A 20,957-nucleotide genomic window follows, 5' to 3' on the forward strand; every position below is an offset into this window, starting at 1 on the left:
GCCTGGGTGAGGCTGGCGATCTGCCCGTCGCGCTCTCCCACTGCCTGGGTGAGGCTGGCGATCTGCCCGTCGCGCTCTCCCACTGCCTGGGTGAGGCTGGCGATCTGCCCGTCGCGCTCTCCCACTGCCTGGGTAATCAATGTTGCTGAATCGCTCTGTTCAATGCAGAAATCCTGCAAAGTCAATCCTAGGCTATCAATCCAACTTGGGTTGGCGTAAACCAAGATAATCTGATCACCCCCCCATAGAGTCTTGGGAAGCCGGCGGCAGTCCACTACCCTAGACCAAATCAATTTAAATCCGTGCCCAATTATTGATGGAATATTTTCAGGTAAAAATGTGTAGAAGTGCTCGGGGTGTCGTTCTAGCTCTCGGTAAGGTATCGCAAGCACAATAGCTTTCGCTGCATGACTACACAGAGAGTTAAGAACAGCATAAGGTTTGTGAAAGTGCTCCAGTGTATTGGATGAGAATACAACATCAAAAACAGAGTGATTATTCGACTCGCCAGCTAACCAATTGTCGTTAAAAAATCTGAGGGCGGGATAACGCGCAGCAGCCTGTTCTATAGCTGCCGAAGAAAAATCGACACCAGTAATCCGATTGGCATCGAAATAACTGGCCAAAACATCCGTTCCATCACCTTGAGCGCAACCCCAGTCGCAAAGTGTCAGCGGTTGACAGCGCAACTGATCAATAAACCAACGCGGCAGATTATTGATAGCAATTCGCGCAAAAAAACGTGACTGCGTAGGGCCGTGGCACGACTCCCAATCTTCCTCAAAGCGGCGGTTCCAATAAACTTCAGAATTGATGTAATCCTTCGCCTGCATATATTTAAGTCCAATTTGAATTGATGAAACAATAGTGCTGCATTCATATTACTCAACGCTCACGGTTGAGTGGGCGCCCCACGAAAACTAGTTTTATCCAAAAGCGCAACAGACTCATGAGATGCAAAAACCCATACTTAAGCGCTGAATGACTTCTCCGTTGGGTCAAGTGAACGACCTTGGCTATCTCTACACGCCGGATGCCCCACCCACTGCTCCGTATGCGCACCCCAAAATCCACATCCTCGCAATACAGCCGGAACCGGTCATCGAAACCACCTAGGGTCTTGTAGACATCAGACCAAATTAACAGGAAGGCACCGACCAACCAGTCAGGTTCATCAGGTGGTTTGTAGCGTGGGAGGCGCCGCAAGACCAGTTCCAGCGGCGTGACGATGCGTCGATTTGGTTCGACGTGTAGCGAACCAGGTTGCACAAGCGCAGGCGCAACGGCACCGAGGCAATCATCATCAATCATCGCCTCGAGAAGTGCCGGAAAAGGATTGCCGAACTGGAATTCGATGTCTGGGTTCAGTACAGCAAACCAGGGGGTCTTGCAATGCCCAAAGGCGAGATTATGGTTGGCCGAGAAACCTAACGGTTTCGTGTTGTGCAATTGCATTAGATTGAACAGTGCGCCCTGCGGCTTGGGAAGATCGACATCCGGCAGATTGTGGACAACGACGACAAGGACGAGACTGGGGTCGCGCAGCGCGCTGATCTGCTCCAGCAGTGCCGCCACAAGATCGCGCTGGCCGTGCGACACCACGGATACCGTGACGCGCTGGATCGGTGAATCTTGGTCACTGTCAGGCATAGGAAGCTTCGGTAGATGGGCGTTCAACGACGAGCGCGCAACTCTGTCTTGCGCTGTGCGAACACCCGATTGGCGACATGTCGGCGAAGCGGCTTTAGCACCGGCGCAGGTGGGTTCATGTGTTCGTCATATGCGCCCACCACCTCGTCCACCCCGCCAAACATTTTTGCTTTACCGCGCTCTAGCCACAGCACTTTATTACAGGCCTTGCGGATTGCGCCGCTATTGTGAATGGCAAGCACCACAATCTCCGCTCGGGCATGCAGGTCTTGCAGGCGTTTGTTGGCTTTCTCTTGAAAGCTGGCATCGCCCACGCCGAGCACTTCGTCGAGCAGCAGGATGTCGGCCTCCACGGCGGTGGAAATGGCGAAGGCCAGGCGCACACGCATGCCGCTGGAATAGGTGCGCAAAGGTAGGTCGAGGTAGTCGCCCAGCTCGGTGAACTCGGCGATGTCTTCGGTCTTGCGCTTGATCTCAGCGTCGGTCATGCCCAGCAGCAGACCACGCAGGCGGATGTTCTGGCGGCCGGTGGACTGGTCGTCCATGCCGAGGGCGATGTCGAGCAGCGGCACGGATTTGCCTTGCACGTCCACCGTGCCGCTGCTGGGCGGGTAGATGCCGGCCATCACGCGCAGCAGGGTGCTTTTGCCGGCGCCGTTGTGGCCGATGAGGCCCAGGCGGTCGCCGCTCTCCAGCTTGAGACTGAGGTCGTCAATGGCGCGCACCACGACCACGCCGGCGCTGTCTTCGGCAATGCGGTTGCGGCGCCCCATGCGCATGACGCGCTTTTTGAGAGACTGACCCGACACATCAAAGATGGGCAGGTCGAGGTGAACGTTTTGGAGGGTGATGCTGGCGGACATGGGGTTGTTTGGGTCAGGCGTCACACCAGGGTGACGAGGTCGTTTGAATACGCAGGAAATTGCCTATCGGCGGTGAGCAAGTGCAGCGGCTCTGAAAGGGCTTGCGCGATGAGTAGCCTGTCGAACGGATCTTTGTGATGATTGGGCAGCGAACCGACTTTCAGGGTGTGCTGCCAGGTGACGGGTAACTCTTGAAACCCCGCCAGAGAAAGCTGCCGGGTCAACTCGGCAACCTCGACCTCAATTTTCCCCAGGCCCGTCTTGATGGCGATTTCCCACAACGAGGCGGCGCTGACATACACCGCGTCTGCGGCTTGCATCTGCTCGCGCGCTGCACCCGACAGGCGGGGGTCGTCTGTCATCGCCCACAGCATTACGTGGGTGTCCAGAAGCAATTTCAAATCTTTAGCCCTTCGGCGAAACCCTGGAGCACCTCGGCGGGCAAAGGATCGTCAAAATCTTCAGCGAGTTGAATTTGCCCCTTCATCAAGCCGAGGCGCACGGTCGGCTTCGCTGTGGCTTGCAAGGCAGTCAGCCGAGCCACCGGCCTACGCGCCCGGGCGATGATGACCTCTTCACCTTGCTCGACGCGTTCAATCAATTGAGACAAGGTGGTTTTGGCTTCGTGAATGTTGACGGTCTGCATGGCATTCGCAATTTTGCACGGAAATTGAGTCTAGTTTAGCCAACTTCAAATCAGATTCGGGCTTTGGAAAAATAGCGCACACCCCGCAGCCCTTCGAAGTCTGCGTTCTGAGTCCAGAGTTCAGCGTCGGCTTGTGCGCCGTTGAATGGCAAGCCGAGAACGGCAGCAAGGCTTCTATCTACAGCTTCCATCTCTTGGAGGCTGGCTTCGGCCAGCGGGCCGTCGATCAGCCTCTCTCGATCGAGCGCTCGCGGCTGATCAATCACGATCTGGCTGTCTTGAAGCAATCGCTGCCGCTTGGCGAAGTGAATGCGCCATGCCGACATGCCGGGCCGGATCTGCGTGGTGAGTGGCAATACGACGACCAGCGGGGTATCAATGGCGAAAAGTTCATCAGACTGCACCACCAGCACAGGGTGCACTTTGCCGATCTCGCGTCCGCGAGGCGGATTGAGATTGGCCAGCCAAATTTCGCCGCGCCGCATCAACGCCACCAAACTCCGCCAGCGCCCGCTTCTTCATCGGCGCCCCAATGAGACACGTCATCCGCAAACGCGAGATTCCCCCATTCCTGCGCGGCGGCGCGCGTGGCCGGGTCGGCATAGGCGGTCTGCGCCTCGGTCAGCAATTGCCGCATAAAACGCTCCCGCTCGCGGCGCTGGAGAAATTCGGTAATGGCCGTGCGCGCAAGATCGGAGCGCGTCAGGCCGGAGGCGTTGCTTTCGGCATCCAGGCGGCGCTCAATGTCATCGGGAAGCCGCAAGCTAATGGCTGGCATGTTGTCACTCCAATTGCATGACAAATTGAAATGCAATTTTACCGCGCGAGCCCGTGCTGGCTCACACCCAATACGGAATTCGGCGGTGGTAGCGCCCGGTCATGCCCAGCGCCAGCAGCCAGCCGAACACGGCCATACCGATGGTGAGCTCCCAGGTAAACGCGGGCGGCACTTCGCCCACCAAGGGCTGACGCACGATGTCGATGAGGTAGGCCAGCGGGTTGTATTCCACGATCCATTGGTGTTTGCCGCTGAGCATGCCGCCGTGAAACAGAATCGGAGTGACGTAAAACGCGACTTGCAGCAGGGCGTTGACGATTTGCGGCAGATCGCGAAAGCGGGCAGAGACCAGGCCCACGACCGCCGCCATCCACATGGCGTTGAGCAAAAAAAGCACGAGGCCGGGAATGAACAGCGGCAGGGTGGCCCAGCTTTTCACGCCAAAGATCAGAAGCACGATGAGCACAATGATGAAGTTGTGCGCAAAAATTACCGTGTTGCGCCAAGTAGCCTGCAAGATGTAGATCAACCGCGGGGTGTGCACCTGGCGGATGTAGTTGGCGCTGTTGATGTAGGCGGTGCTGCCTTCGCTGACGATGGTCGAAAACAAGCCCCACATAACAATGCCAACGGCCAGCATGGGCAGGTAGTCCTCAATCTTCATCCCGAACAACGAGCCATACACCACTCCCAACGTGCCCACGAGCACGCCCATGCTGATGGTGAGCCAGAACGGCCCTAGCTTGGAGCGGGCGTAGCGCTGGCGAATCTCAAGCCAACCCAGCAGGCTCCACAAACGCCAGGCGAAGATGCTGCGGGTGAGGTCATTGAGGGCGGTGCGGAGTGCAGACATGTCGCGACAGCGGAGGGGATTTGAAGAGGCGATGTTACGTGACCGGTTGGGCAGACCATCGTTCGGCCTGTTGACTCGCCTGACCTGTCGCCGCTTCGGCAAAGACGCTGAGTGCCACACTGCTCACACTGGAATAAGTCTTTGCGCAGTACGCTTATTGAATCGGCACGTTGAAGTTTGAAACGACTCATCCCCACCCCGACCCTCCCCTCAAGTGGAGAGGGAGCCAACACGCCTCCCCCACAGCGTGGGGGGGCTGGGAGGGGGAGCGCCTTGCATGGCGAGGCCCATGACCCTTTCATCCTTCTCCATGCCGGATCAATAGTCAGGCACCTCCAGGCTCAGGCCGTACTTGACTTGGCCTCGCCTGGCCGAAACTGCATGCGGTGCAACTGGGCATAAAGGCCGTCTTTTTGCAGTAGTTCGGACTGCGTGCCCAGTTCGATCAGACGGCCCTCGTCGAGCACGGCGATGCGGTGGCAGTGGGCTATTGTTGCCAGCCGGTGGGCGATGACGATGGTGGTGCGGCCTTCCATGAGGCGGTTGATGGCCTGCTGCACGAGGCGCTCGCTCTCGGCGTCGAGCGCGCTGGTGGCTTCGTCGAGGATGAGCAGGGGGGCGTTGCGGTAAAGCGCTCGGGCAATGGATAAGCGCTGGCGCTGGCCGCCCGAGAGCTGCGAGCCGTTGTGGCCGACCGGGGCCTGCAAGCCGCCGGGCAAGCCGCGCACGAAATCGCCCAGCGCGGCGGCGTTGAGCGCCGCCCAGGCGCGGTCTTCGTCCACCGTTGTACCGAAGCTCACGTTGGCGCCAATGCTGTCGTTGAGCAACACCACGTCTTGCCCGACGTAGGCGATCTGCTCGCGCAGGCTGTGCAGATTCCAGTCGCGCAGCGGCACGCCGTCAAGCAGCAGTCGGCCCAGAGTGGGCTCCAGCAGGCGCGGCACGAGGCGCATGAGCGTGGTCTTTCCCGCGCCAGACGGGCCTACGAGCGCGAGGCTCTCGCCCGCTTGCACGCGAAGGCGAATGCCGTCGAGCACCGGGCGGTCCATGGCGCTGAGGGTCACGCCCACATCGTCGAATTCAAGGTCGCCGCGCACGCGCTCGGCGGTGTGCGTGCCGGTATCGTGCTCTCGCGGCGCATCCACAATGCTGCGCAGACGGTCGAGGGAGGTGAGCGCGCGCATCATGGGCTGCACGATGTCGGCCACGCGGCGCAGCGGCGAGAGGGTCATCATCATCGCGGTGATGAACGCCACAAACCCGCCCACGCTGTGCTGCCCCGACACATCGCTCTGCCACATGGCAAACACGATGACCACAGAAACCGCCAGCGCCGACAACCATTGCGACACCGGCGTGGTCGTGGAGCCCGACACCAGCGTTTTCACCGTGGTGCGGCGCAAAGATTGGTTGATGCGGTCGAACCGCGCGGCGAAACCACTCTGCGCGTTGTGCACCCGAATCACCGGCGCGGCCAGCATGCCCTCCTCCAGCGCGTAGGAGGTTTCTTCCGCCGCCTTCTGCATCTGCGCATTCAATCGCTTGGCGCGCCGGCTGATGATGCGCATGGTGAAAATCAGCGGCAGGAGAATGGCCAGGGTGAGCAAGGTCAGACTCCAGTTGACCCACAGCAGATAGCCGAACAAGGCGATCAAAGTGAAGCTGTCGCGCACCAGAGTGAGCAGGCCGGGAAAGATCATGCCAAGCGCCAACTGCGCCTCATACACCGACGCCCCGATCAGGCTGCTGGCGCTCTCGCGCTGGAGTTGCGCGAGTTGCGCGTGCACAATCTGCCCGTAAACCAGTTCCCGCACCCGCGCGAGCACGTTCTGCGTCAACCACTGTGTGAGAAACTGCGAGGCCAGCCACGCCAGCCCCCGCACCGTGAACAAGCCCATGAGCACCGCAGGCACAGCCCACAAGGGAAAGTCCCGCTTCGCCGTGAAGCCCACGTCGAGCACATGCTTCATCAGGGCTGGAAGCACCGGCTCAGTCGCCGCCACAATCGCGGCGAACAGCACGATGAGCAAGGCTGCGGAGCGGTTGCGGGGGTTGGCGCTGAAAAGTTGCCGCAACAGACGCAACGCGGAGTCGCGGCTCAGAGCAGGCTTTTTTGAGGCTGGTGTTTTTAGTAACGGCATAGTGTGCCGCGAGGGCCGTTGCAAACGGCACGCGATCTGATTGGCAAAGGCTCCCTTTCTACCATACGGCAACCGGCCCGTACTTTTCAGCAACCCTCCCAAGTTACCCATGGCCCAGGCATCCCACGCAGACAGAAATACTCCTCATGGAAAATTGCGCGTTCAGAATATTTTTTATCTGCTCGCCGTATTTGCTGGCTTTTCACTGGCCATGCCAGTTGTCTGGGGCTCCATTGCGTTCGCACTATTTCTGATATCGTGGCTGTTCTTCGGTCAATGGCATAGTCAATACTCCAGACTCAGATCGTCTCCTGCGGCGATTGCAATCATCGCACTGTTGGCGCTTTATGTGATTGGTACCTTATACAGTACAGGCCCCCAACATGAAGCCACAGGCTTTTTGAGCAAATATGCGAAGCTGATCGTCATTCCAATAATTATCATGGCATTGATTGACGAAAAATGGAAAAATTACACCATCAATGCATTTATAATCGGCCTTGGAGTGGAGTTGGCAATATCTTACGCACGCCGAATTGGCATCATTGCCGAGTTTCCAGACCCGAATCAGCGTTTCATAGGCCTTATCAATCACATCAGCTATGGTGTCATGCTCGCATTCGGTTGCTATTTGTTGGCATGGCGCGCCATGCATGCTGCTAAATGGCGAATTTTCTGGGCGATTTTCGCCATATTAGCCACCATCAACATACTTTTCATCAACAGCGGAAGAACCGGTTATGTTGTATTTTTATGCCTATTTGCCCTGTTTTTCATTCAACATTGGAAATGGAGAGGAATAATCATCGGTGGCGTCATCGGAATTATTCTGGTCGTATCCGCCTTAACGATATCACCCACAGCACGCCACCGGGTAGAACAGATCCCACAAAATATTCATCAGTTCTCAAAAGGAGAAGACAACACACCCGTTGGGTTGCGTTTATTGCATTACCGCGAAGCCTTGGAGATCATTGCAAAAAACCCATTTATAGGGTTTGGCACTGGCAGCTTTTCGACGGAATATAAAATTGCCGTTGCGGGAACAAACAATTTCATCGTTTCAAACCCGGAAAATGAATTTCTCATCACAATGGCGCAGCTAGGATTGCCAGGTTTAATCGCACTTCTTATTTTTCTTTTTTTCTTCTGGATGCAAGCCAAGCAGATGCCAAAAGAGGCAAGACACGCCTCACAGGCACTTATCGTCACCTTCATTGTCGGCAGCATGTTCAATTCGCTTCTTCTGGATGCACTGGAAGGGCGTTTCTTCGTTTTAATGGCAGGTGTTTTATTGTCTTTTGCGCCCCCCTACACCTGGAAATCGTCGAAGCAGGGCAAGACATGCTGAGCATCCTCATTCCAAGCTGGAATAACCTTCCCTACCTGAAGCTTTGTATTGAAAAAATCAGGCAGCACAGCAGCCTCGAACATCAAATCCTGGTTCATGTCAATCAAGGTACTGACGGCTCCCTGGATTGGGTCAAAGAGCAAGGCATTACCCATAGTCATTCGTCGTCGAATATCGGAATCTGCCTTGCCGTTAACCAATTGGCCGCTATGGCAACCCACGAATGGCTGGTTTACCTGAATGACGATATGGTCTGTTGCCCCGGCTGGGATGACGCTCTGATTCGGTCAATCAAGGCATTGCCAAATGACTTGGCCTATTTATCCTCCACGCTTATTGAGCCTAACAAGACGATCAACAATCTAACCATCGTGCGGAATTTTGGCGACACGGCAGAGTCTTTTGAAGAATCCCGCTTGTTGGCCGAATACCGCGCCGATCCGCGCGGCGATATTGCCGGACAGGCCTCACCAGTCAGCGTGGTCAGTAAACGCTGGTGGCACATGGTAGGAGGCTATAGTCTTGAGATGAGCCCAGGCATGGGCAGCGAAGATGATTTGATGATGAAATTCTGGGTTGCGGGCTGCCGTCATTATGCTGTGATTGGCGACAGCCGGATTTATCATTTTGCGTGCCGTAGCACTGGCCGTGTTCGCCGAAATCGCGGTGCCCGTACCTTCGTGACCAAATGGGGCTTGACCTTGGGTGAGTTCAAGCGGAACTATCTGATGCGTAGCGCGCAGCCCGGAGGAGAAAATATTGGTATGCCTGCACCAACGATGCTTGGAAGATTCAAACGCATGATTTATGGCATGTCCGGCAATTTTCCATTGGGCGATATTGCGGCATGGGAACCGTTTCCCGGACGGTATATCTCCTCCGCCGAAGACTTGCAAGACAATCAGCGGCGTCACTCGTAAGGCATGATGCAATCCCCTTCATCCATTTCCGCCATCCTGATTACGCACAACGAGCGTCGCAATATCGAAGAATGCCTCGTTGGCTTGGCGTGGTGTAGTGAGGTGGTGATTGTTGACAGCGGCAGCGACGACGGCACCGTGGACATTGCGCGCAGTCTGGGGGCAAAAGTCACTCTTGCCAAGGACTGGCCCGGCTTCGGCCCACAGAAAAACCGCGCTCTCGATTTGGCCCAGGGAGACTGGGTTTTTTCGATTGATGCTGATGAACGTGTAACGCCCGCGTTGGCTGAGGAGATTCAATCCGCGGTGCAACGCGCCGATGCGCCGGACGCATTTTCTCTCCCGCGTCTGTCGAGTTATTGCGGGCAGTACATGCGACATGGCGGGTGGTATCCAGACCGGGTGGTTCGGCTATTCCGAAGGGGCCGGGCTCGGTTTTCGGATGACATCGTTCACGAATCTTTGCAGGTTCAAGGCCGGGTCGGTCAGTTGCACAACGATCTAATCCACATCAGCTATCGCTCGCTCGACGATGTGCTGGAAAAAATGAACCGCTACTCCAGCGCGGGGGCAGAGAAACTGTCCGCGCGAGGGCGCCGGGCCAGCTTGGCAACCGCGCTAGGCAAAAGTCTATGGGCGTTCATACGCACTTATTTGATTCGGCGAGGTTTTCTCGATGGGCGCTTAGGTTTTGTGCTGGCGTGTGGCATCGCCCATGAAACCTGGTATCGCTATCTGAAGCTGTGGCTGGCGCAGCGCCCCGTAACCGATAAGAAGTTGTCCTCTTGATCGAGCACGGTCTGCCAACGCGCGCCGGAACCAATCCCCCTTTCCCAACTCAGTCTTGTTGTCGTCATGTTCTGATTCAATTGCGCATCGCAGCAAGACTTGCGAATTTTTACTCCGGCAGGGCTCTCGTCCTTCTTAGAATTCCACCGCTGTGTTGGCTTCGGTTTGGCTGAAGCAACCCGGCTCTTTCACCGACATCCCCATGCAGCGACGCCGCTTTGTATTAGGTTCTCTCTCTGCTCCGCTTGTGCGCGGGGCGGCTTCTTTCGTCGGGCTCGCCGCGCTGGCCAACTCGGCGCAGGCGCAGTTCAAGGTGGATGTTTCGGGCATCGGCGCCACGCAGATTCCCGTGGGCATCGGCGCCTTTCGCGACCTGAACCATTGCCCGCAGCCGATTGCCGACATCGTGCGCGCCGATCTCACGCGCAGCGGGCTGTTCGCCGTGAGCAATCTGGGGGGGCAGACACTCACCGAGCAAGGCCCGCCGAGTTACGCCGCCTGGCGTTCGCAAAATCTCGAAGCGGTGGCTGGGGGCAGCGTGGCGCAGGTGGCGGGCGGACGTTGGCAAGTTCAGTTCCGCTTGTGGGACGCGGTGAAGCAGGCCGATCTCGGTGGTCTGGCGCTGACGGTGATGCCGGGCGATCTGCGACTGGCGGCACACAAGATCAGCGATTACATCTACCAGAAGCTCACCGGGCAGCGCGGAGTGTTCGCCACGCGCATTGCCTACATCACCAAGGCGGGACAGCACAATTTTTCGCTCAACATTGCCGACAGCGATGGCGCCAATCCGCAGTTTGCGCTGCGCAGCCGCGAGCCACTGCTCTCGCCCGTGTGGTCGCCCAACGGGCAGGAGCTCGCCTATGTCTCCTTCGAGACCGGCAAGCCGGTGGTGTTCATGCAGAACGTGCGCAGCGGCGCACGCCGCATGGTGGCCAACTTCAAGGGGTCGAACAGCGCCCCGGCCTTCTCGCCCGACGGCGGCACGCTGGCCGTGGTGCTCACGCTCACCGGGCGCTCGCAGATTTATCTCATGCCCAGCAAAGGCGGTACACCCCGGCAGTTGATGCGTTCGTATTCGATCGACACCGAGCCGACCTTTTCACCGGACGGGCAGAGTCTGTATTTTGTCAGCGACCGCGATGGCGGCCCGCAGGTCTACAAGGTCGGGCTGAATGGCGGCAGCGTGCAGCGCATCACCTACAGCGGCGGCTACAACGTCAGCCCGGCCATCAGTCCGGACGGCAAGACGCTGGCCTACATTTCACAACAGGGCAACAGCTTCCAGCTATGGTCGATCAATCTCGCCACCAACGCCACCCAGTTGCTCGATGATGGCAGCGATTGCGGCCACCCGAGTTTTGCCCCGAACGGGCAGATCGTGCTTTATTCTGCCGGGGGGCGTGGCGGTGAAGTGCTCAAGACGGTGTCGATTGATGGTCGTGTGCGATCCACCTTGTCTCAGGCCGGTGTGCAGGTGCGCGAACCCAGCTGGGGGCCCTGGACGCCGGATCGCTGAGGCTGCTTGCTGCTGATAATTCCTCATTCCGCTTTCCTTTTCCTCGTTTTTCCTCGTTTTTCTATTACTCGCTGCACCCACCCCTTTTTACCCACCCTGATCTGATCGGAGAAACTCGTGAACATGCGCTCTACCCTGGTATTCACCGCACTTGCCGCCGCCCTGGCCCTTGGTGGCTGCGCGTCTCCCGTGCCTGTCAAACAAGCGCCGGTCGAGTCCAAGGCCCCCACCGCTGTGGAAGGCGGCACCGCGGGCGCCAACGCCAACGGCGCTGGTCAGAACCAGGTCGCCGCGGTGCAGGCCCCGGCTGAGACCAACGCCGGCCCCGGCCCCAACGTGCCCAAGAGCGTGTATTTCGCGTTCAACAGCTACACGGTGGAAAGCCAGTACACCCCGGTGCTCAACGCCAACGCCACCTATCTCACGCAACACCCGCAGGCTCATGTGCAACTGCAGGGCAATACCGATGCCCGCGGCAGCCGCGAATACAACCTGGCGCTGGGCCAGAAGCGTGCAGATGCGGTGATGAAGGGCATGGAGCTGCTCGGCGTGAAACCCGCGCAGATGGAAGCCATCAGCTACGGCAAGGAAAAACCCAAAGCCCTGGGTAACACCGAGGCTGACTACGCCGAAAACCGCCGCGTTGACATCGTCTATCAACGATGAGCCGCATCACTTTTTCGCAAACCGCCCACCCGCTGCGCCGCTGGCAGCGGGTGCTGCCTGCGGCTTTGCTGGCCACGGGGCTGGTGGGCATGGGTCTGGCCGCGCCAGCCCATGCCGACATGTTCCCGGACAACGAGGCCCGGCGCGCCATTCTCGACCTGCGAGCGCAGGTGACGCAGAACCAGCAGGCCACGCAGAACCAGCTCACGCAGCAGGCGCAGCAGATTCAGCAGATCCGCAATTCCCTGCTCGATCTGTCGAACCAGATCGAGCAGATGCGCGGAGAAATTGCCCAGGTGCGCGGCAAGCAGGACGCCGCCACGCAGCAGCTCAACGATGCGCTGGGCAAGCTGCAAACCAGCCAGCAGCAGCTCACCCAGCGCCTCAAACCGCTGGAGCCGGTGCAGGTGCAGATCAACGGCCAGACTTATACGGTGCAGCCCGCCGAGAAAGCCGCTTTCGAGCAGGCGCTGGCCACCTTCCGCAATGGCGATTTTGCAGGCAGCGCCACGCAGTTGAAGGCGTTTTTGGCGCAGTATCCGTCCAGCCCGTATGACGCCGATGCCCAGTATTGGCTGGCCAACGCGCAATACGCGCAAAAGCAGTACAAGGATGCCATCGCCACGTTCCAGGGACTGATTCAGAGCAGCCCAAACAACCCGCGCTTGCCCGAAGCCATGCTCGGGCTGGCGAACTGCCAGATCGAAGTGCGGCAAATCGCCGCTGCGCGCAAGACCCTCAACACCCTGGTGCAAACCTACCCGCAGTCTGAAGCGGCGCAGGCCGGGCGCGACCGGCTGGCCAAGCTGCGGTGACCGTCACGGCCGCTGGAGCGGCAGTGACGGAGTGATCGGCAGCGCAGTTCACGCAAACTGCGAGCCGTGTTGCCGAACCACGGCCCGGCAACACGGCTCGCATCGTCATGGAACAATAGCGCGTTGCGGCGAGACCAATCGGTTCTCGTCATCCAGGTGCCTTCTCTTCCATGTCGTCCGCTTCCGTTCCCGTCATCAACGCCACCGTCCTCTGGGCGGGCTTCGCCCTGAGCCTGGTGTTTGGCGCCATCATGCAGCGCACGCGGTTTTGCACCATGGGCTCGGTGAGCGACATCGTCAACATGGGTTCTTGGATGCGCATGCGCATGTGGGTGCTGGCCATTGCCACGGCGACCATCGGCTTCAATCTCCTGGCCGCCACCGGGCAGATCGACTCAGCCCAGACGATCTACACCACGTCCAGGGTGCTCTGGCTGTCGGCACTGGTGGGCGGCGTGTTGTTCGGCTTCGGCATGGTGCTGGCCTCGGGCTGCGGCAGCAAGACCCTGGTGCGCATTGGTGAGGGCAATCTCAAAGCCGTGGTCGTGTTTGTGATGATCGCAGTGTTCGCCTACATCACCCTGCGCGGCATCACCGCCGAGGTGCGGGTGCGGGTGTTCGACAAAGTGGCGTTCAATCTCTCTGGCCCGCAGGATTTGCCTGCGATCTTCGCCCACGCCACCGGGCTGCCGCTGCCCGATCTGCAACTGGTGCTGGGCCTGGGCGTCGGGCTGCTGCTGGGCGCGTGGGCCTTGAGCGCGCGCGAGTTTCGTACCGCCAACAACCTGCTCGCGGGTTTCGGCCTGGGCGCCGTGATCGTGGCGATCTGGTACATCTCGGGCAAGCTGGGCTTTCTGGCGGAAGACCCGCAAACGCTGCAGGCCGCGTACATCGGCACGCAGAACAACAAGATGGAGTCGCTGAGTTTTGTCGCGCCGCTGGCCTACACCCTGTTCTGGTTCATGATGTACAGCGACGCGAGCAATGTGCTGACGCTGGGCATTGTCTCGGTGTTCGGCGTGATCGCGGGTTCTGCCGGTATGGCGCTCATCACGCGCCAGTTCCGCTGGGAAGGATTTCGCGGCGCGGAAGATACGGCCAACCATATGGTCGGCGGCGCGCTGATGGGCATTGGCGGCGTGACCGCGCTGGGCTGCACCATCGGCCAAGGTATGAGCGGGGTGTCCACTCTTTCCATCACCAGCTGGATCGCGTTTCTGTCCATCGTGGGCGGCGCCGTGCTCGGGGTGAAGTATCAGGCCTGGCGCGTCGAGCGCACCGTCTGACGCGCTCGGCCATGCACGCCTCCCCTTTCGCCTCCATTCCCACCGCCGACACCCCCGACCTGGACCGGCGTTTCGGCGGGCTATCACGGCTGTATGGCCCGGTCGGCGCCCAACGCATCCTCCAGGCGCATGCGGTCGTCGTCGGCGTGGGCGGCGTGGGATCGTGGGCCGCCGAAGCCCTGGCCCGCAGTGGTCTGGGGCAGCTCACGCTGATCGACCTCGATCACGTTGCCGAATCCAACATCAACCGGCAGATTCAGGCGCTGGACAGCACCTTGGGCATGTCCAAGGTAGGGGCGCTGCAAGCGCGATTTGCGCAGATCAACCCAGAGTGCCGCGTCAATTGTGTGGAAGAGTTCGTCGATGCCGAAAACGCCGCGGCACTGATTCCGGCTGACGCCCAGGTGGTGATCGACTGCTGTGATCAGGTGCGCGCCAAGGCCGCCCTCGCCGCGCTCTGCCTGCAACGCCGCCAGGCGCTGTTCATGGCCGGCGCCGCGGGCGGCAAGCGCCATGCCGACGCCCTGCAATGCGCCGATCTGTCTGAAGTCACACATGACCCGCTGCTCGCCAATGTGCGCTACCAGCTACGCCGCCAACACGGCGCTCCTCGCAATGGCCGCATCGGCGTGCTCTGTGCGTTCAGCAAGGAAGCCATCATTCGCCCCGAAGCAAACACTTGCGACCCGCTGACCGAAGAGGCGGCACCGCCCGACAACAGCCTGAACTGCGCCGGTTTCGGCTCCAGCGTGATGGTGACCGCCTCCATGGGCATGATGCTCGTCGCCCGCGCCCTGGATGCCGTGCTATGATTTCGGGCTTGATTTCTGTGGGGTCGTTAGCTCAGTCGGTAGAGCAGCGGACTTTTAATCCGTTGGTCGCGTGTTCGAGTCACGCACGACCCACCAGACCAGCACGGTTAAACTTGAATTCACCGGGTTGTTAGCTCAGTTGGTAGAGCAGCGGACTCTTAATCCGTAGGTCGACAGTTCGAGCCTGTCACAACCCACCAAGTCACAAAAAACGGCCCGGAGCAATCCGGGCCGTTTTCATTTTTCGGTCAGCCGCCTTGAGGCTTTCAACCGGCTTTCAACCGTGCCGCTGCTTCAACCTGCGCGGTCTTTGCGCAGAAACTGCGTGATGCCGTAGATTGCACCGCCAGCCAGGCCCAGTTTGACGAAGCGCCCGAGCAGCAAACGCGACAGACGCCTGCGCAGCAGCATCGAGACGGCGGAGCCCATGATGGAGCCGATGTAGGGGTGGCTGCGGGTAAAGCGAAAAAGACCCAGCACCGAACTTGCCGGGTTGAGCGCACCGAACACCGAGCCGGAAAGAGCGGCCTTGATCAACCGACCTGGCTGCGCCCGTTCGCGAAACTGCTCCGCCGCCTGCACGAACTCGACGCGCTCGACGGCGATGCGCGCAACCAAAAGCTGCTTGCGTACCGAGGCGGGCAACTGTTTGGTGAAGTCGGCTGAAGGCTGGGTCATGGCCGTGGTGCGAGGGTGCGGGGACAATGCTGTTCAGGCTCGGGAGCGCCACACTGCGGCGTCTTTGGCCAGTTCGGCGCGTGTGGCGGCGAACGGCGCAGGGGCGTGCCGGATGGCAGCGAGGATGCGGTAGACACCGTACGCGGCCACGGCGATGTAGAGCAGGCAGAGCGAAGCCAGCACCAGCCAGTGGCTGCGATCCCAGAACAGAATGACGAGCAGCGCCGTGAGACTGCCCACTGCGAGCAGACCGAACAGCATGGCCACCGCGCCGAGCACGATCAGCGCCACCAGGCGCTGGCGTTCTTCGGCCAGCTCGATGCTGGCAAGCTCGATGCGGCTTTGCAACAGCGCAGCCGCGCTGCTGAGCAAACGCTGCCCGGCCGCGCCCAGGCCTTCGGACTGCCCGGGTTGCGCGTCGTTCGCCATGAGCTGAGTGAATCAGCGGCCGCGGTTGATCAGCAGGCCCACGGCCAAGCCCACGGCCGCAGCCATGCCGATGGCTTTCCAGGGATGATCGTGCACATAGTCGTCGGTGGCCTGAGCGGCGGCCTTGCTGCGCTCGACCACGGCGTCTTGCAGGTCTTGCGCTTTCTCGGCGGCTTGGCGCAGCAGTTTCATGCCACGACGCTGCAGTTCAGCGGCTTGCTCGCCACTGCTGGCTGCAGCCTGTTTGAGCAGATCTTCTGCGTGGTCGATCACGAGCGCGACATCGGATTTGATCTCTTGGACAGACTTGGTCATGGTGGACTCCTGAGTGGAAAAAAACGTGAAACTCTAAGGGGCATGTTAGCCCGCAATGCAGCGCCACTGTTGGCGCGCTACAAACCCGCCCATCATGGTCGCAAAGCGGCGATCAGGCGCTGGGGCTGCAAAAACAAGTCGAGTGCGGCGTGAATGTCGGGAGCGATGAGTTGCGCGGCCGCCAGCGTGAGCGCATGGGTGCATTCCGGCCCGAGCACGGCGATGCCCAGGGTGGCGGCTCGCAGCATGTCCACATCGTTGCGTCCGTTGCCCAGGGCGGCCACGCCGCCTTCGGCCAGCAGGGCGCGCACGCGGGCGGCTTTTTCCGCACCGGTGAGCACGACGGCGTGACGCACCGGCAGGCCCGCAAGCATCTGCGCGACCGTGCCGTAGGTGTCTCCGGTCAGCACTTCGATCTCCAGGATCTGGCTCAGCGCGCTCAGGCGTTCGGCCACACCGTCGATCAGCGCGCCGTTGCAGGCGAGGGTGCCGTTGAAGTCGATCAGCAGGTGGCGCAGACTCAGCCTGTCGGCGCCGGGAATGGCAACGGCCAGCCCGGGCAAAGCAGCGTGGGCAAGCGTCATGTCGACCCCCGGATGCGCTGCACCAGCGCGGTGGTCGAACGCCCCTCGACGAAGGGTATGGCCACCGAGCGGCCGCCCCAGGTCTGCACCAGCGCGGTCTCGGCCAGCGTGGCCATGTCGTAATCGCCGCCTTTGACATACACATCAGGTCGCACGCGCTCGATCAGGCGCAAGGGCATGCGCTCCTCGAACAGGGTGACGAGGCTGACGCTTTCCAGCGCGGCGAGCACGGCGGCGCGGTCATCCTGCGCGTTGAGCGGGCGCTCCGGTCCTTTGCCCAGCAGGCGCACCGAAGCGTCGGAATTGAGCCCCAGCACCAGGCTGCCCCCCAGTGCGCGGGCGGCGGCCAGATACACCACATGGCCCCGGTGCAGGATGTCGAACACGCCATTGGTGAACACCAGCGGCCGCGGCAAGGCAGCCAGCCGCGCTTCAAGGGGCTCTGAAGCCACGATTTTTTCGAGAAAATGCATGGGGCAAAGCTTAGCGGCTGCACATGCCGCTAGATTCTGCAGGCGCGTTCACCTTTGTTCACGCCTGCGCCAAACGGAAGTCGATATGATTTTGATCAATCTATTTCCATCCATTCATCGATTGACCTGCATGTCGGGCGCTTCGAGAAAGTGAGTCTGTTGCCGTGACCTCCGCACTGTTCGGCCGTCTGCGCCTGTTCTGGCGGAACATCGATCCGATGGTGCCCATGACGCTGCTGGGCGCGCTGATCGGGTTCATCAGTGCGATTGCGGTGGAGGCGTTCCGGCAAGCCATGTATCTGGTGATGCGCCTGTACACCGAGCAGGAGCATCTGGTGGCCGCGGCCACGGGGCTGTCCCCTTGGGCGCGACTGGTCATTCCCACGGTGGGCGCCACGCTGGGCGGGCTGGTCATGTGGGCCGGGCATCGCTGGATCAAGCGCCCGCGCGGGCCGGAATACATGGAGGCTGTGCGGGTGGGCGATGGCGTGCTGCCGCTGGGCCCCAACCTCACGCGCACGGTGTCGTCGCTGCTGGGCGTGAGCAGCGGCATCACCATCGGCCGCGAGGGCACCATGATTCAGTTCGCGGCGCTGGCGTCGTCGCTGCTGGGTCGGCTGGGCAAGACGGATGCGGCGCATCGTCGGCTCATCGTGGCCTGCGGCGCCGCGGCGGGCTTTGCCGGGGCGTACCACGCGCCGATCGCGGGCACGCTGTTTGTCGCCGAAATCATTCTGGGCGGGCTGGCGCTGCGTGAAATCGCGGCCGTGCTGGTCGCCGCGGTGATGGGTGAACTGACCACGCAGGCGCTGTTTGCCACCGGGCCGCTGTATTTGGCGCACACCATTCCGATGGTGGGCTTTCCCGATCTGGTCGATGCCGTGTTCATCGGCGTGATCGCCGGGCTGCTCGGGCCGGCCTTCCTCTGGCTGCTCGATACGGCGCGCAAGCGCTATCAGCCGCTGATCAATTTCCTGCCGCTACGCATGGGGCTGATGGGCCTGCTCATCGGCCTGCTGGCGATGATTCGTCCGGAAGTCTGGGGCAATGGCTACAGCACGGTGCAGTCGATGCTGGTCGATCACTGGGCCATCTCCACCCTGCTGCTGGTGTTCGTGCTGCGCATCATTGCGGTGACGGCGGCCAGCGCGGCCGGCATTCCGGGCGGCGTGCTCACGCCCACGCTGATGCTCGGCGGCGCCATCGGCCTGATGGTGCAGCACACCCTGCTGCTGGGCGATGCCACGCATGCGCAGGCGCTTTGGGTGCTGGTGGGCATGGGCAGTCTGCTGGCGGCCACGACCCATGCCCCGGCCATGTCGGCCATCATGGTGTTCGAGATCACGCGCAATTACAACGTGGTGCTGGCGGCCATGCCAGCCTGCGTGGTGGCCTCGGTCATCGGCAGTCTGCTGCGCGAGCGCTCGGTGTATGCCGAGGCGCTTGGCTTGAAAGAAGGCGCCAGCGATAAAACTTCGCTGTTCGACGCCATCACCGGACGCCAGCGCGCGGCATCGAAAGAGCAGGACGGCGACAGCGAAACCCCGCCGCCGCTCAATCCGCGCAACGTCGATCAGTCGCGCGATTAGGGCTTGGATCAGGAACTGCTCACGCGATGTCGTTCGCGCCAGTCGTGAACGCTGTGCGCCAGGTCGGTCAAGGCCGCAGTCACCCGCACGCCCTCGGGCAGACGTTTGCGCAGCGCCGGATTGGATCCGCCCACCCACAGCTCGACGGCACGCGGAAGACGGTCGCGCAATTCGGCCAGGGCGTCAAACACCTGCACGGCCTGCAGCATGGGCGAGAAACTCAGCACCAGCACATCGGCCGCGTGCGCCTGAGCGGCCATGAGCATATTGCCCAGCGGTAGCTGCGCGCCAAGCTGAACGCAGCGGCAACCCTCCAGCGCCAGCATGGCTTCGGCCATGAGCAGGCCCAGGACATGCGGCTCCTGCGGCACGGTGGTCATCAACACTTTGGGACGCGACTGCGCCGCTTCACCCAGCGGAATGGCGTCGATGGCGGTGCGCAGCACGCGCTGAATGACCTCGGAATACAGGTGCTCTTCAAACACCTCCAGTTCGCCGCGCATCCAGGCCAGCCCCACGCCGGTATTGAGCGGAGCGACCACTTCAGTGACAAATCGGCTGATGCCCATGCGCATCGCGTCTTGCAGCAGCGCACGCCGCAGCAGTTCGGCATCATGCCGTTTGAGCAGCGCGAGGTAGGCGTGCACTTCGGCGCTGTCTGCGGGCATTTGCTCGCGTCCCGGCGGAGCAGCCGCATCTGGCGAAGTCTCGCCCGAACTGCGGCCGCGAGCCAAGGCATCGAGTTCGTCGATCGGTAGCGCAACGACCTGAGCGGGGCGGTGCCCGCCGTCGAGCAAACGCTTGATGACCCGCAGGCGCTCGACTTGATCGAGCGGATATTGCCGGTCGCCCGACCCATCGCGGTGGGGCTGCGGAAAGCCGTAGCGCCGCTCCCAGACTCGCAGCGTGTCCTTGCCGATGCCGGTGTCGCGCTCGACGGCGGCAATGCTGAGTTGCAAGGCGATATTCACAGTGCGGTCGTTCATCGGAAAGATCGTCGTCTTGGACAAAGCGCTGAGTTCTGCATTTCTTTGCTTGTCCGGCAGTGGGTAAAGAAGTTGAATCTGGGGTTGAATCCACCAGCTCTTTTGCAGCGTATATCTATGGTAAGCCGTCTCAGCGCAGACTGATAACCCTACTTATGTCTAGGACAAATTTGAAAATACTTGGTGCAGAAGTTGAACTCAAGCATTATTGTCCTAGACAAACACAAACCCATCCACTGGAGTTGTCCATGTACCGCATCTCGTCAAGCCCCGTATCCCCTCTATCCCGCTTCGCCGCTTCGGCATTTGTTGCCCTGAGCGCCCTGCTGTTCACCCCGACGGCCTCTGCCGCGCAGGCGGCACCCGCAGCAGCTTCGGCCACCTGCCCTGCCCTGCTCAACCAGACTTTCCCCCGCCTTCAAGACGACAAGCCCGAAAGCCTTTGCCAATACGCGGGCAAAGTCATCCTCGTGGTCAATACCGCCAGCTATTGCGGCTTCACCCCGCAATACAAGGGCCTGGAGGCGCTGTACCGCGAATACGGCAAGCAGGGTCTGGTGGTGCTGGGCTTCCCGTCTAACGACTTCCATCAGGAGATGGACAACAACGCCAAGATCGCCGCGTTCTGCAAGGACACCTACAACGTGCAGTTCCCGATGTTCGCGCCCTCGCACGTCACCGAGCCCAAACCGAACGCGCTGTTTGAACAGCTCATTCTGGCCACCGGCGATCAGCCCAAGTGGAACTTCTACAAGTATCTGATCGGCCGCGACGGCAAGGTCGTGGGCGTCTATCCCAGCCTGGTCTCGCCAGA

General features: G+C 60.6%; 25 protein-coding genes and 2 tRNA genes. 12 read left to right on the forward strand and 15 right to left on the reverse strand.

The window, feature by feature from the left end; all coding sequences use genetic code 11:
• The 9 genes from AC2VLV_RS03140 to AC2VLV_RS03180 form a co-directional block, all read right to left on the reverse strand.
• Positions 1-833: class I SAM-dependent methyltransferase (locus AC2VLV_RS03140; RefSeq protein ID WP_486988588.1), on the reverse strand; the 833-nt coding region annotated here is incomplete at its 3' end.
• A 52-nt stretch (positions 834-885) separates the two neighbouring features.
• A complete protein-coding gene (locus AC2VLV_RS03145; protein ID WP_486988589.1) occupies positions 886-1,650 on the reverse strand; it encodes a glycosyltransferase family protein in 765 nt (254 codons plus the stop codon).
• A 23-nt stretch (positions 1,651-1,673) separates the two neighbouring features.
• A complete protein-coding gene (locus tag AC2VLV_RS03150) occupies positions 1,674-2,513 on the reverse strand; it encodes an ABC transporter ATP-binding protein (protein WP_486988590.1) in 840 nt (279 codons plus the stop codon).
• A 20-nt stretch (positions 2,514-2,533) separates the two neighbouring features.
• Positions 2,534-2,914, reverse strand: coding sequence for a type II toxin-antitoxin system VapC family toxin (locus AC2VLV_RS03155; protein WP_486988591.1), 381 nt, complete (start codon positions 2,912-2,914; stop codon positions 2,534-2,536).
• Entirely contained in the window at positions 2,911-3,159 is a 249-nt protein-coding gene (locus tag AC2VLV_RS03160; protein WP_486988592.1) for a type II toxin-antitoxin system Phd/YefM family antitoxin, read from the reverse strand. Before AC2VLV_RS03160 ends, AC2VLV_RS03155 begins: the two co-directional genes overlap by 4 nt.
• A gap of 50 nt (positions 3,160-3,209) precedes the next feature.
• On the reverse strand, positions 3,210-3,644 hold the full coding sequence (locus AC2VLV_RS03165) for a type II toxin-antitoxin system PemK/MazF family toxin (protein ID WP_486988593.1): 435 nt from the start codon (positions 3,642-3,644) through the stop codon (positions 3,210-3,212).
• Entirely contained in the window at positions 3,644-3,937 is a 294-nt protein-coding gene (locus AC2VLV_RS03170; protein WP_486988594.1) for a hypothetical protein, read from the reverse strand. The genes AC2VLV_RS03165 and AC2VLV_RS03170 overlap by 1 nt, the downstream gene beginning before the upstream one ends.
• Before the next feature lie 61 nt (positions 3,938-3,998).
• Positions 3,999-4,790, reverse strand: coding sequence for an ABC transporter permease (locus AC2VLV_RS03175; RefSeq protein ID WP_486988595.1), 792 nt, complete (start codon positions 4,788-4,790; stop codon positions 3,999-4,001).
• Between the two features lie 341 nt (positions 4,791-5,131).
• Entirely contained in the window at positions 5,132-6,865 is a 1,734-nt protein-coding gene (locus AC2VLV_RS03180) for an ATP-binding cassette domain-containing protein (RefSeq protein WP_486988596.1), read from the reverse strand.
• A 175-nt stretch (positions 6,866-7,040) separates the two neighbouring features.
• Here AC2VLV_RS03180 and AC2VLV_RS03185 point away from each other — a divergent pair, with 175 nt between their 5' ends.
• The 10 genes from AC2VLV_RS03185 to AC2VLV_RS03230 all read left to right on the forward strand — a co-directional run bounded on the left by AC2VLV_RS03185 (position 7,041) and on the right by AC2VLV_RS03230 (position 15,289).
• Positions 7,041-8,282, forward strand: a complete 1,242-nt coding sequence (locus AC2VLV_RS03185; protein WP_486988597.1) for an O-antigen ligase family protein — start codon at positions 7,041-7,043, stop codon at positions 8,280-8,282.
• A complete protein-coding gene (locus AC2VLV_RS03190; protein ID WP_486988598.1) occupies positions 8,276-9,202 on the forward strand; it encodes a glycosyltransferase family 2 protein in 927 nt (308 codons plus the stop codon). Before AC2VLV_RS03185 ends, AC2VLV_RS03190 begins: the two co-directional genes overlap by 7 nt.
• Before the next feature lie 6 nt (positions 9,203-9,208).
• Positions 9,209-9,991, forward strand: a complete 783-nt coding sequence (locus AC2VLV_RS03195; protein WP_486988599.1) for a glycosyltransferase family 2 protein — start codon at positions 9,209-9,211, stop codon at positions 9,989-9,991.
• Between the two features lie 202 nt (positions 9,992-10,193).
• Positions 10,194-11,510 carry a Tol-Pal system beta propeller repeat protein TolB gene (gene tolB, locus AC2VLV_RS03200; RefSeq protein ID WP_486988600.1) on the forward strand — a complete coding sequence of 439 codons (1,317 nt, stop codon included), beginning with the start codon at positions 10,194-10,196 and terminating at the stop codon, positions 11,508-11,510.
• Between the two features lie 123 nt (positions 11,511-11,633).
• Positions 11,634-12,176, forward strand: a complete 543-nt coding sequence (pal, locus tag AC2VLV_RS03205) for a peptidoglycan-associated lipoprotein Pal (RefSeq protein WP_486988612.1) — start codon at positions 11,634-11,636, stop codon at positions 12,174-12,176.
• On the forward strand, positions 12,173-12,991 hold the full coding sequence (ybgF, locus tag AC2VLV_RS03210; protein ID WP_486988601.1) for a tol-pal system protein YbgF: 819 nt from the start codon (positions 12,173-12,175) through the stop codon (positions 12,989-12,991). The genes pal and ybgF overlap by 4 nt, the downstream gene beginning before the upstream one ends.
• A gap of 170 nt (positions 12,992-13,161) precedes the next feature.
• Positions 13,162-14,277, forward strand: a complete 1,116-nt coding sequence (locus AC2VLV_RS03215; RefSeq protein ID WP_486988602.1) for a YeeE/YedE family protein — start codon at positions 13,162-13,164, stop codon at positions 14,275-14,277.
• A gap of 11 nt (positions 14,278-14,288) precedes the next feature.
• Positions 14,289-15,089 carry a tRNA threonylcarbamoyladenosine dehydratase gene (locus tag AC2VLV_RS03220; protein ID WP_486988603.1) on the forward strand — a complete coding sequence of 267 codons (801 nt, stop codon included), beginning with the start codon at positions 14,289-14,291 and terminating at the stop codon, positions 15,087-15,089.
• 20 nt (positions 15,090-15,109) lie between these two features.
• Positions 15,110-15,185 (forward strand) — tRNA-Lys (locus tag AC2VLV_RS03225).
• 28 nt (positions 15,186-15,213) lie between these two features.
• A tRNA-Lys gene (locus AC2VLV_RS03230) sits at positions 15,214-15,289 on the forward strand.
• 94 nt (positions 15,290-15,383) lie between these two features.
• Here AC2VLV_RS03230 and AC2VLV_RS03235 read toward each other — a convergent pair.
• From AC2VLV_RS03235 to rfaE2, 5 genes are all read right to left on the reverse strand, one after another.
• Entirely contained in the window at positions 15,384-15,767 is a 384-nt protein-coding gene (locus AC2VLV_RS03235) for a hypothetical protein (RefSeq protein ID WP_486988604.1), read from the reverse strand.
• A 33-nt stretch (positions 15,768-15,800) separates the two neighbouring features.
• Complete coding sequence (locus tag AC2VLV_RS03240) at positions 15,801-16,196, reverse strand: phage holin family protein (RefSeq protein ID WP_486988605.1); 396 nt, start codon at positions 16,194-16,196, stop codon at positions 15,801-15,803.
• Positions 16,197-16,208: 12 nt separating this feature from the next.
• On the reverse strand, positions 16,209-16,511 hold the full coding sequence (locus tag AC2VLV_RS03245) for an ElaB/YgaM/YqjD family protein (protein ID WP_486988606.1): 303 nt from the start codon (positions 16,509-16,511) through the stop codon (positions 16,209-16,211).
• 92 nt (positions 16,512-16,603) lie between these two features.
• The gene (locus tag AC2VLV_RS03250) at positions 16,604-17,095 is read right to left on the reverse strand and encodes an HAD family hydrolase (protein WP_486988607.1); all 492 of its coding nucleotides are present in this window, start codon (positions 17,093-17,095) and stop codon (positions 16,604-16,606) included.
• Positions 17,092-17,568, reverse strand: coding sequence for a D-glycero-beta-D-manno-heptose 1-phosphate adenylyltransferase (rfaE2, locus tag AC2VLV_RS03255; RefSeq protein ID WP_486988608.1), 477 nt, complete (start codon positions 17,566-17,568; stop codon positions 17,092-17,094). The genes AC2VLV_RS03250 and rfaE2 overlap by 4 nt, the downstream gene beginning before the upstream one ends.
• 164 nt (positions 17,569-17,732) lie before the next feature.
• Between rfaE2 and AC2VLV_RS03260 the strand changes: the two genes are divergently transcribed.
• Positions 17,733-19,157 (forward strand): chloride channel protein, encoded by a 1,425-nt coding sequence (locus AC2VLV_RS03260; RefSeq protein ID WP_486988609.1) that lies wholly within the window; start codon positions 17,733-17,735, stop codon positions 19,155-19,157.
• 8 nt (positions 19,158-19,165) lie between these two features.
• Here the strand turns inward: AC2VLV_RS03260 and AC2VLV_RS03265 are convergent, their stop codons facing one another.
• Positions 19,166-20,143 (reverse strand): MerR family transcriptional regulator, encoded by a 978-nt coding sequence (locus tag AC2VLV_RS03265; RefSeq protein WP_486988610.1) that lies wholly within the window; start codon positions 20,141-20,143, stop codon positions 19,166-19,168.
• Positions 20,144-20,391: 248 nt separating this feature from the next.
• Here AC2VLV_RS03265 and AC2VLV_RS03270 point away from each other — a divergent pair.
• Positions 20,392-20,957: glutathione peroxidase (locus AC2VLV_RS03270; protein ID WP_486988611.1), on the forward strand; the 566-nt coding region annotated here is incomplete at its 3' end.

Source organism: Thiomonas sp. TH-17 (assembly GCF_057473305.1).